We start from the raw sequence: 15,570 nt of genomic DNA on the forward strand, positions 1-15,570 counted from the left end.
TAATTTTGTTTAAATGAATGATAAAAAGCTAGCTATATGCTAGCTTTTTTTTTATCTTACGTTATTCTGTAATAAATCAAATTAGTGGAATGGGCATTACAAAAAATGATAATAGAAAAAGTATATTTACCTAAAGAACTAAGTTGGTTATCATTTAACCAACGGGTGTTACAAGAGGCTGCTGATGAAAGTAATCCTCTCATAGAACGAATCCGTTTTTTAGGTATCTACTCAAGTAATCTTGATGAATTTTATAAAGTCCAATTTGCAAATTTAAAAAAATATGTCCTTATTGAGCAAGAACAAGCTCAAGCAACATCTAATGCTAAACATTTATTGCGTCAGGTTAATCAAAAAGTCATTCAACTTGAATTACAATTTGATCAGCTATATAACGAGCTATTATTAGAAATGGCAAGGAATCAGATTTTCCTAATAAATGAAAGGCAACTTACCACTTATCAAGAAACTTGGATAAAAAATTATTATAAGCAAAATTTAAGACAGTATATTACCCCTATTTTGTTAGATAGCCATACTGAGTTGATTCAATTTTTAAAAGATGATCATGCTTATTTAGCTGTTGAAATTATCTGTAAAGATAGTATTAGCTATGCATTACTTGAGCTTCCTACCGATAATGCGCCTCGGTTTGTTTTATTACCTTCAGAAGTTTCAACTAAAAATAAATCAATTATTTTTTTAGATAACATTTTACGTTACTGTTTAGCGGATATTTTTAAAGTCTTTTTTGATGCGGTAGAATTAAATGCTTATTCAATAAATATTAATCGTGATGCTGAATACGAATTAAATACCGAACTTGATAGTTTACTTGAGTTAATGTCTCAAGGTTTAAAACAGAGGTTAACTGCTCAGCCAGTTCGTTTTACATACCAAAAAGATATGCCAAAGGCATTATTTGAATTATTGATAAATAAACTAAGATTAACTGAACAAGATGCAATGCCTGGTGGACGTTATCCCAATTTCAAAGATTTAGCAAATTTTCCAGATCTTGGTGTCAAAAACTTACTTAATAAACGCTTACCAAGCCTTGCTTATAATCGATTCAAGAAATTCAGAAATGCTTTTGCAACAATAAAAGACCGAGATGTATTGCTCTATTATCCTTACTATTCATTTGGACATGTGCTTGAAATTATGCGACAAGCGTCATTTGATCCTGCTGTTACCCATATTCGAATGAATATTTATCGAGTAGCTAAAGATTCCAGATTTATTCATGCTGCTATAAATGCAGCAAACAACGGTAAAAAAGTCACAGTAGTGGTAGAACTGCAAGCTCGATTTGATGAAGAAGCAAACATAAAATGGGCTAAAAGGTTAATTCGTAGTGGTATAAAAGTTATCTATTCACAACCAAAACTTAAAATTCATGCCAAATTATTCTTAATCGATCGTAAAGAAGACGATCGAATTGTCCGTTATGCTCATATTGGTTCAGGTAATTTTAATGAAAAAACTGCACGTATTTATACAGATTTTTCATTATTAACGGCTGACCCTGCGATTACCGATGAAGTTATCAAAGTATTTAACTTTATTGAAAACCCATTTAAACCGGTAACTTTTCATCATTTATTAGTTTCGCCACAAAATACACGATTACGCTTTCATGAATTTATTGAAAGAGAAATCAATAATGCCAAAGCTGGGAAACCTTCAGGGATCTATCTTAAACTCAATGCAATAACTGATAAAGAGATGATAAATCAACTCTACAAAGCTTCTTGTGCTGGCGTAAAAATACGCATGATTGTGCGAGGCACCTGTATACTTGTTCCTCAAATTCCTAATTTAAGTGAAAATATCTATGTAACCAGTATTGTTGACCAATATCTCGAACATGCTCGAGTTTATATTTTCGAAAATGACGGTAATAAAGATACCTACATATCATCTGCCGATTGGATGCCTAGAAATCTTGATAACCGGATTGAGGTTGGCGTAAAAATATTTGATCTGACATTAAAATCCACTATTCATAATATTTTCAATATTCAGTGTAATGATAATGTCAAAGCTCGAATTATCGATAAAGATAATATGAACAATTACGTCCAAAGAGGTAATAAAAAGAAAGTAAGAGCACAACGTGCAATTTATGATTATCTAAAACAATTAGAATCAGCAAGTTAAGGATTTGAACGTGAATAAATTTGATGAATATGCTGTTATTGATCTAGGCTCGAATAGTTTTCATATGGTCATTGCACGTTGTATTGATGGTGCAACACAAATTATTTACAAAAATAAAAAAAATATTCATTTAGCTACCGGTTTAAATGAATTCTATGAGCTAAGTGAGTCAAGTATTAAACGAGGTATAGAATGCCTTGCACTCTTTGCTGAACGGTTGAATGGATTTCCCCCGGAAAATGTTCGAATTGTTGCAACCTATACGTTACGTATCGCCACCAATCGGCATAAATTTCTAGCCGAAGCGGCTAAGGTTCTACCCTACCCAATTGAAATTATTTCCGGACAAGAGGAAGCCCGTTTAATCTATTTAGGTACCATGACAGCTGAATCAACCGCCGAAGAAGATACCAAATTTGTTATTGATATTGGTGGTGGATCGACTGAAATTGCCATAGGTCGAGGAAACGATCTCAAACCATTTATTGTGGCAAGTCGACCAATGGGCTGTGTTACTTACACTAAGCAATTTTTTCCACAAAAGACCATTGACCGATATTCATTTTTAAGAGCTAAACTGGCAGCCGAACAACAAATTGAAAATCTTATTACCACAATAAAAAGACAAAATATTAGTGTCGCATTTGGTACTTCCGGCACAATCAAAAGTATTTACAAAATATTATTAGATTTAGGTGTCAGCGATGGAATCATTACGCCTAAACGTTTGGATGATTTAATCAGTTATATTTTAGAATTCAAGTCTTTTCATGATATTGACTATCCATCGCTTTCAGAAGAAAGAAAAAACGTTTTCGTCAGCGGGTTAGCCATTTTTAGTGGCGTTTTTAATGCATTAGGGATACAAGAGCTTCAATTTAGCCCATGCGCATTGCGTGAAGGAGTTTTGTATGAACTTATTGATGGTCCAAATTATCGAGATATAAGACAAACAACAGCCGAAACACTCTCTCAGCATTACAACATTGATGAACGCCATGCCAAACAAGTGGTGAAAACGGCAAAGTATCTTTTTTCACAATGGAAAACGCAAACTTCGACTAATATTCCGCAACATTTAGAATCTATCCTCTATTGGGCAGCGCAGCTTCACGAAGTGGGACTGAAAATAAATTTTTCATCAATACACAAACATTCGAGTTATATCCTGTTAAATAGTAACTTACCCGGATTCAATGAAGAACAACAACTTTTATTGTCTACCCTTGTTCGTTATCATCGAAAGTCAATTAACATTGATGAACTGCCCTATTTTAGTTTATTCGAATACAAACATATCATCTCGTTATTGCAGATTTTGCGGCTTGCCGTTTTATTTAATAACCAGCGTAATAACGATCTGGATCTCACTACATTTAGATTAAAATTAAACAGTGATAAATTAAGCAAACTGACGATAGAACTCAACGAAAAGTTTGTTGAAAATAATAAGTTAATCTTGCTTGATTTAGAGCAGGAGCAGAAATATTGGAAATCGGTTAATGATTGGAAATTATCGATTGAAATGTTTTAATCACTCAAAAAAAACCGCCAGTTAAACTGGCGGTGATAGCTAAACTTTTAGCCTAATCCAATGATTTTCCACCATAAAATACCAATAGTGAAAACAATAATTAAATTTACTACGCTACAAATGAAACCGACTTTCCACCATGTTTTAACCGGTACAAAGCCTTCAGCAAACAGTAACGGGTTACGAGCATTAGCAAATTGGGTAAGCGAACCAAAATAGTTAGTACAAATAACTAATGCAAAAATGGCAATCATTGTCGGTACACCGAGTGCTACAGCAACCGTTAAAAATACGGGAAATAAAGCAGCGATATGCGCATTACCACTCGCAAAGAAGTAATGCAGATAAACATAGGCTACACACAATATAACAATGACTAAAATCCAGCTACTGTCCCCTAAGTGACCTTTAACGGCATTACCAATTGTATCGCCCAACCATTTAGTTACGCCAAGTTTACTGACTTGCCCAGCCATCATTAATAATGCAGCAAACCAAATCAAGGTATCCCAAGCGGCTTTTTCACCTTTAATATCCTCCCAACTAAGAACGCCAGTTAAAATTAAAATTGTCAAGCCGATAAATGCAGTAGTGGTTGCATCAATACCAAAATTATTACCAAAAATCCAAAAACCTAACAGTAAAATAACAGTTGTACCCATAATAATTTCTTTACCGGTTAGTGATCCCATTTTTTTAAGTTCAACTTTGGCTAAATTAGGCGCTTCCGGAGTCTTCTTAAGTTCAGGATTAGTAAAAAAATAGATAACTAAAGGAATAACAATAAATGAGACTAAGCAAGGAACGATCGCAGCCAAAAACCATTCTCCCCAACCCAAAGTAATGTTAATTTTTTCAGCATTGGCAACTAATTTGGCTGCCAGCAAGTTGCCGGTAAAAGCGGTTAAAAACATTGCTGATGTAATATCATTTACATGACTAATGTTTAACATTAAGAAAGTGCCAATACGATTTCTTGATTCATCTTTTGGATTTGACTTAAAATTGATCGCTAATGCTTCAGCGATTGGATAAATCACACCGCCAGCACGAGCTGTCGTACTAGGAATAGCTGGAGCTAATGCCATATCCGTTACCGACAGGCCATAGGCTAAACCTAATGTATTTCTACCTAAAAGTTTAACTAGATAATAAGCTATACGCTTACTTAACCCTGTTTTGATAAAACCACGTGCTATCATAAAAGCAATAACGATAAGCCAAATAAGGCTACTGTTTAATTCGCTTAATGAAATTTTAATCGCCTCTGTCGCTGTTGCTGCCCCTGATGGTCTTAGAACCGCAAAAACCGTTATCGCTAATAATCCAATTGCACCAATTGGCATAATTTCAGCGACAATACAGGCAATAGTAGCAACAAAGATGATACTTGTGTGCCAACCTTCAATACTAATTCCTTCTGGCGGAGAAACAAATTGCCATAATATTGCTGAAATAACAGCAATAATTATGAGCGGTAACCATTTGACAGGTGGTTTTTTCACTGTGTTCATAGTATTTTCCTTTTTAATTAAAAATGACTTAATTTAATTCATAATAAAAACGATTCAGTTTGATATAATCTTTTCGTTTCCAATAAAATGTTAATGTAAAACATAATGTTGGCTAATTAGCTGAAAAGCAAAATTATCAGTATTAACTAGTTCGATTGTTTTATTTTTTAAAACAAATATGGCTGATAAACTCGGATGTTCAATCAAATATTTACTAGCTTTTTTAACCCCTAATCCATAGAGAATAGTTGAAAAAATATCTCCTTCAAGCGACGTATCTGAAATTACCGTTACACTTTCTAATTCATTATCTAACGGGTAACCGGTTGAAGGGTTGAATATGTGATGATAACGGTGATTATTTAAGGTAAAGTAACGCTCATAAATCCCTGATGTAACAACAGATTTATTATTAACTTGAATAATCCCGGCCAATTGATTGTTGAGTGAAAATGGCTCTTTCAAACCTATTTGCCAATTGCCATTCCTATCTAAGGGTGATTTGCCTAAAGTTAAGACGTTACCACCTAAATTGATAATAGCTTGATGTATGTTATTTTGCTGTAGGACTACTTTAACTACATCTGCTATGTAGCCTTTGGCTATAGCACCTAAATCAATTTCCATTCCCTTTTTTTTCAAAAAAACTGCACAAGTTTTAGGATCAAGCTCAATTTCGCTAGGATCGGTTAATAATAGTTGATCATAAATTTGCTGTGGGGAGGGAACTTGCTGGCCTTGAAAACCGATTTTCCATAATTTGACTAAAGGACCAATAGCAAAATTGAAACAACTATTGGGCATTAAACTGACTTTATAAGCTTGCTCAATAAGCGAAAACACAGCACGGCTAACGATAACCGGATGTTTACCCGCAGCAGCGTTAATCGACATAACTTCTGAATGACTGCGGTTAACGGTCAATTTATCTTCAAGTAATTTTATGGTGTGAAACACCCTATGAGCTACGGCTTCATTAGGCTCATAAAGCGTTAATGAAACCGTGGTACCCATTAATACTTGAGTATATTCATGGCTTGAATTAAGCATTTTAAACAAGCTTAAGTCATATTAGTCAATTAATGATTAATGTAATCAGTGGCTTTTCTACCTGCCTGCATACCAAATATAATGATATCAGCAACAGCGTTTCCACCGATACGATTGGCACCATGAACACCACCGACCACTTCGCCAGCAGCAAATACGCCTTGTATTACATGTTTATCCGTATCTAAAACTTGAGTATCGGTATTAATCGTTACCCCACCCATAGTATGATGCACACCCGGAGCAATCTTAATCGCATAAAATGGTCCTTTGTTAATAGGATGTCGCATACCAGTTGTTCGACCAAAGTCTTCGTCACGTTTTGTTTCAGCGAACTGATTATAACGCTCAACAGTTCGAGATAAAGTATTGCTGTCAATTGAGAGTTTATCAGCAAGATCTTTAATCGTATCAGCTTGAACGACTAAATCATGTGATACATATTCTTCAACAGCTTTGTTTTCATTACGTACTTGTTGATCAAATAGAATATACGCATAATGCTCAGGTAATTTAATAATTTCTGCTGAAACTTTATCACGAGTATCTAACTCATTGACAAAGCGTAGCCCTTTTTGGGAGACCAGTATCGCCCCTCCTCCACGAATTGATTCGGAAATCAAATACGAAGTTGTTTGCTCAACAGTTGGATGAATCTGAATTTCTTTCATATCCACTGTGCCTGCGCCCAGTTTTTCTAGAATCATAATTCCGGAACCAGTAGCACCTTTATGGTTAGTGGTAACAAATCCTTTCAGATCTGGTCGATATTTTTCAACCATTTCACGATTTGCACTAAATCCACCAGTAGCAATAATAACCGCTTTGGCTTTAATCGTTTGAACGGAGCCGTCTTCTTCATTGACTTTAACTCCGACAACTCTATGATTCTCAGTTAATATTTCAGTTACATTGGTATCAAGCATGACTTCAATACCACGTCGGTTGATATTTTTTTGCAATCCACTAATTAAAAATCCGCCAACAGCAGCGCCACTTGCCGGGCGATGCGTACGGTCAATGCTCATGCCCCCCGTTGTTGTGATACCACTAAGTTCGATACCATTATTATCTAACCAGTCAATGGCATCAGGTGCATTTTCAACAAAATAACGAAGTAACTCAGGATTATTTTTGTTTTTACCACCTGTTAACGTTTCTTTATAGAACAGATCTTTACTGTCCACAATGCCTTTAAGTTTTTGGAATTTGGTTTCGGCTGCATTCATACCGGCAGAAGCTTTATTTGTATTGCCGCCAATAACCGGCATTTTTTCAACCACAACTACACTTGCTCCTAAATCATGTGCTTGAATAGCGGCTGCTAGTCCAGCGCCACCACTACCAACAACCACCACATCATAAGCTTTATCATTAGGATCACCACCCTCAGCAAGGATAGCTTCTTTATTTGATTTCGCCATAGCTTTGGTTACGGCTTTTTTGAACGCCTCACATTGTGATGTCGCGCCAGAAATTGCATCGACGTGAGGGCTATTAGAGTCAATAATACGATGTTTGATCTCAGAAAAGTTGTTGACCACTTCACTATCAAAATCATTAGCATTGAGCAATTGCATGTCTTTAACAAAGTCATTACCTAATTCAACATTAATTAAGTATTCATAAGACTCATCATTAACCTTTTCTTGATAATTGCCCGGCTTGAATTTTTTTACATTAAGATTCACATCACGAATCAAGCTTTCAACCAATGAAAAGTGCCATAGTGGCTCAGGTATATTGAGTTCTTCACGTTTATCACTATTGATGAAGAGTTCAAGTTTCTCCCCTTTTTCGACTCGACTAAGCCAATCAGGATAAGCAATACATGCCCGACCAACTGCAACCAGATCAAAGCCGTTATCCATAGCTGCTTCGACATCACTTATATTAACCACATTACCGACACCAACAACCGGAATTTTAGCTAATGTCTGTGATCGCATTGCTACATATTTATTAATTAAAGGCGTTGGATCATTAGTTTCAACAATAGATGGTCTTAAGATCGCCCCCATAGAGAAGTGAACGTAATCAAGTCCCTTTTCAGCCAATTTTTCAAGTAAGTACATCGAATCATCAAAACGAATTCCAGGTACTTCTAATTCTTCCGGCGAAAAACGATAACCAACAATAAAATCAGGATTGGCATACTCTTTAACCATATTATGAGTAATATCTAGAACAGCCAATGGGAATCGAGCTCGATTATCACGGCTACCACCCCATTTATCAGTTCGTTGATTTGAGTTAGGTGAGTAAAATTGTTGAATTAAGTAGGTATTAGCGCCATGAATTTCGACCCCGTCAAATCCAGCTTGGATCGCTCGACGAACAGCTTGACCAAACTTATCAATCATTTCATCAACTTCATCTGCCGTCAATTCAATTGGGGTCGCCGCGCCCGGGCGTGGTGCAGCTATCGCACTTGGCCCAACTGGGGATTGTCCACCAATAAGTTTAGGCTCAACCATACGGCCACCATGATAAACTTGGATAACCGCTTTGGAGCCCTTCTCTTTAATGGCTTTAGCGATCTTCGTTAACCCTTCTATTTTATCATCATTATCTAAACCAATCGCACCGGGAAACGCTAACCCTTTATTGTCAACAAATCCACATTCAACAATAATAGTGCCAATTTCACCCGCTCTTGCTCGGTAATATTCAATTAAATCATGCGTAACAGAACCTTCGTAAAACCCTGAACAAGTAGTCATTGGTGCCATCATAATACGATTTTTTAGGGAAACACCATTGGGTAAGATTACTGGTTTAAAAATATCTTCGTTTTTCATATTTCATTACCTAATCATTAATATTTAAATGTTAACGTGGATCATAACATCCGAAATTTTTCTTCTCCACTTACATAAGTTTCATTAGTCGGAAAATATCATTTTTTCGACAAAAATTTATTCAAATTTATTAATAATTTATAAAACAATCTATGGATATAACAAAAAGAATTGTCTGTTTTTTATATTATTTTGAAAGTGTTTGCGTACAATACTGCATAAACCTGTCTAAAAAAAAACACTATAACTATTTCATTTACTTATATTTTTTTTAACTTCTATCACTTGTACTTTATTTTTATTCGACTAAAATGCTTACCAATTTTAGAAAAGAGAATTTGATTATGCTTGTGGTCCATACAAATAAACCAATAATAAAATTGAATTGTCTTTTTATTTTGAATATTCATCCTCCTTTATGGAGGATTTTTTATATCTATAAATTCAACCTTCCAATTTTATATCAAATTACTAAACAATACCACTTCCAGAACAGCCATAAACAGGAGATACCATGAAACCTTTGATCCCTTTTTATAACCCAAGTATTAGCTATGAAGATAATTATGCTAAAGGACCTTTTGGACTTTTTGCAGAATTAGATAAAGCAGAAAAAGTTTCAACTAAACCAACCAAATTCTTAAATGTTGATGTTAATTTACCATTTGGCCAACCCGCTGGGCCTTTATTAAATGCAAATTATATTAAAGCAGCATTTGCTTATGGATTCGATTTATGTGTATATAAAACAGTAAGAACAAAATTACACAAATGCCATCCGTTACCTAATGTTTTATCTGTTCATCCGAAAGGTAAACTTACGTGTAATTTAGACACAGTTTTAGCTGATACCAATTATAGCCAACCTCTTTCAATCACTAATTCATTTGGGGTTCCATCATTTGCTCCAGATATATGGCAACCAGATATGGCTGATGCTGTTAAAGCTGCTGGTCCAGGACAATGTGTTATTGGTAGCTTCCAAGGAACTCAAGGTAATGGAGTGATTGAACAAGATTATGCATTAGCCGCTAAATTAGTAAGAGAAACCAATGCACCAATTTTAGAAGCTAATTTAAGTTGCCCGAATGAAGGTGCAAGTAAATTACTTTGCTTTGATGTAGATAGAGTTGAAAGAATTGTTAAAGAAATTAAAAATGCTGTACCTGACCGTCCTCTTATCCTGAAATTAGCTTACTTCCCAGATGATGAAAGAATCGTTTCATTATTAACTCGTATTGGAAATATAGTTGATGGGTTAAGCGCGATTAATACGTTGTCAGCAAAACCTGTTGACGCAAATGGTCATCCAGCTTTAGGTGAAAATCGAAAAGAAGGCGGTATCTGTGGCGATGCAATTCGTTGGGCTGGGTTAGATATGGTTAGTCGACTCGATAAATATCGTAAACAAATGGATTTAAAATTTGCAATTATAGGTGTTGGTGGAGTTAGTAACAGTGAACATTATCATCAATTTATAAAAAATGGTGCTGATGCTGTAATGAGTGCAACAGGTGCGATGTGGAATCCGTTACTTGCTATTGAAATTAAAAAGAGTTTGAAATAATAGTAAAAAATAATACATCGCAATAAAGAGCCAATACTTTTGTTACAGGGTAACTTATTTACCCTGTTTTCTCTTAATTTCAACCTTTATATTGATCATTTTTTATTAAAATAATAGTAGACAAAAATGACATGAGCAAAAAACACAGTGGCTAAGATTATTCTAACATGTAAAGAATTAAAAATAATAAAAGGAATAAGTAGCACAACAAACACCATTGCCAACATCTTAAATAAACTTGACCTGGTTGCCTTCTTTTCAATTAGCAATTTTTGGATATAAGTTTGATAGTAAGTAGTTTGTGTAAAATAGTTATAGAGGCGCTCTGAACTATTTAACCATAGATATGCAGTAAGTAAATAAAAAGGTACTGTAGGTAACAAAGGAATAAAAATACCAATAGTTCCTAAAGCAAAAGAAACTCCACCTAGAACAACAAATATCGATTTTTTTAGCATGTCTAAATCAATTTAATTAATATTCATAGGATATCGAAGATAGCACAATTATAATAAACAAGGAAAGTATAAAGAAAAATAAGAATTGGCGGAACGGACGGGGCTCGAACCCGCGACCCCCTGCGTGACAGGCAGGTATTCTAACCAACTGAACTACCGCTCCGCTTTTTAGATACTTTAATGTGGAACATCAAAGTAGGCGTGATGTTAAAGATTATTTTTATTTTCGTCAATAAAATTTTTAAAAATAAAGTTCAATTGAATAGAAAACAATCATTAATGTACTTTAATGTACTTTAATGTGCTTTCCATAATGCCCCGCCACTTTTTTTATCAATCTTTTCTAAAATAGACTCGTGAGCAGAGAGTTCAGAATCATTTGCTTTAATTATCTTTAAAGGAGTTCCATTACGTTCAATTTTCTTGACGGTATTATTTGACATTGATAATGGATTATCTTCAGCGCTAAATGCTAACGTCGTTTGCCCCCCTGTCATTGCTAAATAAACTTCAGCTAGAATCTCAGCATCAAGTAAAGCGCCATGCAGTGTACGATGTGAATTATCAATCTGATAACGCTCACATAGTGCATCTAGATTATTTCTTTTACCAGGGAAAAGCCGCCGAGCCATAGCTAGTGTATCAGTAACAATACAATGTTCAGCTGTTTTAAAATTTAAACCACAAAGACAAAATTCATAATCCATAAATCCGACATCGAACGATGCGTTATGAATGACTAATTCAGCACCATCAATAAATTTTATAAAATCATGTGCTATATTTTTAAATATTGGTTTATCTTTAACAAATTCATCACTTATACCGTGAACTCTAAAGGCTTCTTCATCAATTAAACGTTCTGGATTGATATAAACATGGAAATGATTGCCAGTTAGTCGCCGATTTAATACCTCAACAGCACCAATTTCAATAATCTTATGCCCTTCATAGTGATTATTACCGTCTTGGTTCATACCTGTTGTTTCAGTATCTAATACAATTTGACGTGTTGAATGTGTTATCACGTTATACTCTTCTTCTAAAATTGGGAAATTTAATAATTAATGGTATAGTCTAACACCAAAATGCGCTAATGTTGATACCTACAGTGTTTTCGCCACTAATTACACAACATCACATTATTTAATTTTAAATTTTATTCAATAGGCAAAGTTTATTTAGTATGTTAAAAAAAATTCAAATTTTCACAGATGGTTCTTGTTTGGGTAACCCTGGTCCCGGTGGATATGCCGCAATTTTAAAATATAAACAAACAGAAAAAGTATTAGCTCTAGGTTATTTTAAAACTACCAATAATCGAATGGAATTATTAGCTGCAATTGTTGCTTTAGAGCTTCTTAAAGAACCGTGTCAAATTCAACTGTATTCTGACAGCCAATATCTACGTAATGGCATTATGAATTGGATTCATGGCTGGAAAAAAAATGGCTGGAAAACATCAAATAAACAACCTGTTAAAAATGTTGATTTGTGGCAACGTTTAGATGAAATAGCTAAATCACATACTATTGAATGGATTTGGGTTAAAGGTCATGCTGGTCATATCGAAAATGAGCGTTGTGATATTATTGCTAAAAATCAAGCCGAATCCCCAACTTTACACGATACTATTTTTGAAGCATCGTTAAAGGACTGAATACAAAAAACAGTTAGATAACTAAGAAGGTATAATAACTATGTATCGATTACATGTTATCCCGGCCCTAAAAGATAATTATATTTGGTTGTTGGAAAACAACGATAAACAAATTGTTATTATCGACCCAGGTGAAGCTGCCCCTGTAATTAGTTATCTAAAAAAACATCACTTGTCACCCCTTGCAATTTTACTAACTCACCACCATATCGATCACACTGGCGGGGTAACAGAGCTAAAAGCATTTTATCCCGATATTGAAGTTTATGGGCCTAGTGAAATTAATTTGCAGATTAACTATCTAGATAATATAGATAAAATATCAATTGCTGATTTTCAATTTGATATTATTTCAGTACCGGGACACACATTAGGACATTTAGCTTATTATTGCCGACCATATCTATTTTGTGGTGATACCTTAATGTCTGCTGGTTGTGGTAGAATTTTTGAGGGTGATTATAAGCAAATGCTAAGCTCGCTTAATAATTTAAAGCGACTACCTGATGATACGCTTATTTGTGCAGGACACGAATATACTAAAGCTAATTTGAACTTTGCACAAATGATGGTTCCACATGATAAAGTTATTCATGAATATTATAATTATATTTGCAAAAAGAAAATTACTTTGCCTTCTATTTTAACCAAAGAAAAACAGATTAACTTATTTTTACGGTGTAATGAAAAATCTTTACAAAGCAAATTCAATTGTAACAATGAGTTAGAACTGTTTGCTTTTTTTAGGAGCCAAAAGGACATTTTTTAGGTATAATAAGTCGTTTAAATTAATGTCCTAACTTATAATCTAATGAAAAAATTATTAATATTTACAGTGTTATGTGCTTTTTTAGTCGGGTGTCAAAACCAAGGGTCGCGATACACTTCTGGCTCAAAACCATACAATTCTAAATCAATAGTTAATTCTAGCTTTAAAAGTGGTGGTGTTAATTACGCTTCAGTCACGCAAAATCCTTGGCATTACATGCTAACTCAAATTAACGTAAATGTTCCGAACAACAGCCGAGTTGTCGCGGAAAGAGAACGTTTACTGCGTAATCCACAGGGATTTGAAAATATTGCATTACGATCTGAACCTTATGTATATTACATCATTAATCAGTTACGAAAAAATAAGCTACCGGTTGAACTTGCTTTAATTCCATTAATTGAGAGTGCTTATGACCCTTTAGCTACCTCGCCTGCTCAAGCGGCTGGTTTATGGCAATTTGTGCCAATTACAGCTAAAGAATATGGTTTAAAACGTAGCAGTAGTTTTGATGGACGTCGCGATCTAATTGCTTCAACCAGCTCAGCTATATCTCTTTTACAAAATCTTAATAACCGCTTTAATGGCGACTGGTTATTAACATTAGCAGCATATAATGCAGGTGAAGGTCGAATTCAACGGGCGATTGATAAAAATAAAGCTAAAGGATTACCTATTGACTATTGGTCTTTAGATTTGCCACAAGAAACAATGCATTATGTGCCAAAAATATTAGCTATTATCGACATTGTTAAAAACAATAAACGTTATGGAATTAAACTACCGGATTGTAATTATCAAAACTCTTTAGTTAGAATTGATATGTCTAAAAACATTTCATTGTCTAAAATAGCGCAATATACTGGATTATCACTAAATGATTTAATGACATACAATGCCGGTTATGTGCAACAAACTGTAAATGGCCCTTTTCATCTATTAGTTCCTTATTCTCATGCTAATAAACTATTCAAAAAGTTGAAAAATGAGAATTTAGTTACTAGTCAAGTAACTGAGCTTTTAGAAGATGTGCCACATAACAATATGCCGTTTGAAATTAAATCAACGACAATTCAATACAGTACAGTAAATGCTAAAGATGCTAAATCTATTTTAAGTAATGGCAAAAAACAGATTACTTACCAAGTTAAAGCTGGTGATAATCTTTATTCCATTGCGAGGAATTACCGAGTGAAAATCACCGATCTTTTACAATGGAATAAATTAAAAAATGGACGAGTAAAAGAAGGTGATGTATTAACAATTAATTTAGTCAATTCGAATTCATTTTAAAATTAACTAATAATGGATTATGATCTGATGCGGCTGTACTAATTATCTTAGCCGCATCAAGCTTTAAACCTCGATAAAAAATGAAATCCAATGGCCTGCCTAAAAACGTTTTCCGAATATCAATAGCAAAATTGACCGGTTTAAGATTTATTGATCGAGTCAAATGATAGAGTAAATTCAGTCGTTGCCGACTCCATGCATTAAAATCACCTGCCAATATAACAGGTCCATCATGCTGCTTAATATAATTTAATAACATATACATCTGTTGACGATATATCTTTACGCCAATACTAAAATTGATGGCATGAATATTGGCAACTAACAGCTGTTTAGTAGAATTTTTAATTGGATAAACAGTAATTAGAGCTGATTTAGGTACTCGAATAAATGGCTCTTTTTCTCTAAACGATAATATTTTAGTCGGTGCTGAATCAGTTATAGTCATAACTCCAGCAAAAATATCATTAAAGCAGTAAGCTGGTACGTGATCGGCAACTTTGTTATTCGCAGATATAAAATTTAATAATTGTGGTGTTGTTTGGGCTTCTTGTAATAGCATTAACTTGGATTGGCTAGCATATTGCTCAAGAATTTTAATACAATCAGCCCTTTTCTGTTTAAAAATATTCCAAACCAAAACCGAGAATGATGATTGATCAATTAGTGGGTCATCATTGACTATCTTATGGTTTGGTAATATCAGTTCAACACTACTATTTCCTTGATATCGTAGTGTATAGTCTCGATGTTTAAACATT

General features: G+C 34.3%; 12 protein-coding genes and 1 tRNA gene. 6 read left to right on the top strand and 7 right to left on the bottom strand.

Translation table 11 applies throughout. From position 1 onward, the window contains the following. Positions 1-105: 105 nt before the first annotated feature. Both ppk1 and J3U00_RS06555 read left to right on the top strand, forming a co-directional pair. A complete protein-coding gene (gene ppk1, locus J3U00_RS06550; protein WP_065562829.1) occupies positions 106-2,163 on the top strand; it encodes a polyphosphate kinase 1 in 2,058 nt (685 codons plus the stop codon). 10 nt (positions 2,164-2,173) lie between these two features. After that, entirely contained in the window at positions 2,174-3,697 is a 1,524-nt protein-coding gene (locus J3U00_RS06555) for an exopolyphosphatase (RefSeq protein WP_267331939.1), read from the top strand. Between the two features lie 47 nt (positions 3,698-3,744). Here J3U00_RS06555 and J3U00_RS06560 read toward each other — a convergent pair whose 3' ends face one another. The 3 genes from J3U00_RS06560 to J3U00_RS06570 form a co-directional block, all read right to left on the bottom strand. Further along, on the bottom strand, positions 3,745-5,211 hold the full coding sequence (locus J3U00_RS06560) for a DASS family sodium-coupled anion symporter (protein WP_267331940.1): 1,467 nt from the start codon (positions 5,209-5,211) through the stop codon (positions 3,745-3,747). A 90-nt stretch (positions 5,212-5,301) separates the two neighbouring features. After that, positions 5,302-6,261: an FAD:protein FMN transferase gene (locus J3U00_RS06565; protein ID WP_065562832.1), complete on the bottom strand. Its 960-nt coding sequence runs from the start codon at positions 6,259-6,261 to the stop codon at positions 5,302-5,304. Positions 6,262-6,290: 29 nt separating this feature from the next. Beyond that, positions 6,291-9,062, bottom strand: coding sequence for a flavocytochrome c (locus J3U00_RS06570; protein ID WP_267331941.1), 2,772 nt, complete (start codon positions 9,060-9,062; stop codon positions 6,291-6,293). A gap of 514 nt (positions 9,063-9,576) precedes the next feature. On the opposite strand from J3U00_RS06570, the gene J3U00_RS06575 reads away from it, so the two are divergent. Beyond that, complete coding sequence (locus J3U00_RS06575; protein WP_220226048.1) at positions 9,577-10,629, top strand: hypothetical protein; 1,053 nt, start codon at positions 9,577-9,579, stop codon at positions 10,627-10,629. A gap of 95 nt (positions 10,630-10,724) precedes the next feature. Here the strand turns inward: J3U00_RS06575 and J3U00_RS06580 are convergent, their stop codons facing one another. The 3 genes from J3U00_RS06580 to dnaQ form a co-directional block, all read right to left on the bottom strand. Next, on the bottom strand, positions 10,725-11,087 hold the full coding sequence (locus J3U00_RS06580) for a YbaN family protein (RefSeq protein WP_065562835.1): 363 nt from the start codon (positions 11,085-11,087) through the stop codon (positions 10,725-10,727). 86 nt (positions 11,088-11,173) lie between these two features. Continuing rightward, positions 11,174-11,250 (bottom strand) — tRNA-Asp (locus J3U00_RS06585). A gap of 133 nt (positions 11,251-11,383) precedes the next feature. After that, on the bottom strand, positions 11,384-12,115 hold the full coding sequence (gene dnaQ, locus J3U00_RS06590) for a DNA polymerase III subunit epsilon (RefSeq protein ID WP_267331942.1): 732 nt from the start codon (positions 12,113-12,115) through the stop codon (positions 11,384-11,386). 158 nt (positions 12,116-12,273) lie between these two features. Between dnaQ and rnhA the strand changes: the two genes are divergently transcribed. From rnhA to J3U00_RS06605, 3 genes are all read left to right on the top strand, one after another. Further along, on the top strand, positions 12,274-12,747 hold the full coding sequence (rnhA, locus tag J3U00_RS06595) for a ribonuclease HI (RefSeq protein ID WP_267331943.1): 474 nt from the start codon (positions 12,274-12,276) through the stop codon (positions 12,745-12,747). A gap of 40 nt (positions 12,748-12,787) precedes the next feature. Beyond that, positions 12,788-13,516: a hydroxyacylglutathione hydrolase gene (gene gloB / locus J3U00_RS06600; protein WP_267331944.1), complete on the top strand. Its 729-nt coding sequence runs from the start codon at positions 12,788-12,790 to the stop codon at positions 13,514-13,516. A gap of 216 nt (positions 13,517-13,732) precedes the next feature. Continuing rightward, on the top strand, positions 13,733-14,809 hold the full coding sequence (locus tag J3U00_RS06605; RefSeq protein ID WP_267331945.1) for a transglycosylase SLT domain-containing protein: 1,077 nt from the start codon (positions 13,733-13,735) through the stop codon (positions 14,807-14,809). Here J3U00_RS06605 and J3U00_RS06610 read toward each other — a convergent pair. After that, a complete protein-coding gene (locus J3U00_RS06610; protein WP_267330354.1) occupies positions 14,790-15,569 on the bottom strand; it encodes an endonuclease/exonuclease/phosphatase family protein in 780 nt (259 codons plus the stop codon). The two genes, J3U00_RS06605 and J3U00_RS06610, sit on opposite strands and share 20 nt — an antisense overlap. Between the last annotated feature and the right edge of the window lies 1 nt (position 15,570).

Origin of the sequence: Gilliamella sp. B3127 (assembly GCF_026536935.1) — a bacterium.
Lineage (GTDB): Bacteria > Pseudomonadota > Gammaproteobacteria > Enterobacterales > Orbaceae > Gilliamella > Gilliamella apicola_E.

Bases quoted from the DNA above. Each gene is read 5' to 3' on its own strand.
- ppk1 (WP_065562829.1), top strand. From the start codon at position 106: ATGATAATAGAAAAAGTATATTTACCTAAAGAACTAAGTTGGTTATCA.
- J3U00_RS06560 (WP_267331940.1), bottom strand. From the start codon at position 5,211: ATGAACACAGTGAAAAAACCACCTGTCAAATGGTTACCGCTCATAATT.
- J3U00_RS06565 (WP_065562832.1), bottom strand. From the start codon at position 6,261: ATGCTTAATTCAAGCCATGAATATACTCAAGTATTAATGGGTACCACG.
- J3U00_RS06570 (WP_267331941.1), bottom strand. From the start codon at position 9,062: ATGAAAAACGAAGATATTTTTAAACCAGTAATCTTACCCAATGGTGTT.
- J3U00_RS06575 (WP_220226048.1), top strand. From the start codon at position 9,577: ATGAAACCTTTGATCCCTTTTTATAACCCAAGTATTAGCTATGAAGAT.
- J3U00_RS06580 (WP_065562835.1), bottom strand. From the start codon at position 11,087: ATGCTAAAAAAATCGATATTTGTTGTTCTAGGTGGAGTTTCTTTTGCT.
- rnhA (WP_267331943.1), top strand. From the start codon at position 12,274: ATGTTAAAAAAAATTCAAATTTTCACAGATGGTTCTTGTTTGGGTAAC.
- gloB (WP_267331944.1), top strand. From the start codon at position 12,788: ATGTATCGATTACATGTTATCCCGGCCCTAAAAGATAATTATATTTGG.
- J3U00_RS06605 (WP_267331945.1), top strand. From the start codon at position 13,733: ATGCTAACTCAAATTAACGTAAATGTTCCGAACAACAGCCGAGTTGTC.
- J3U00_RS06610 (WP_267330354.1), bottom strand. From the start codon at position 15,569: ATGTTTAAACATCGAGACTATACACTACGATATCAAGGAAATAGTAGT.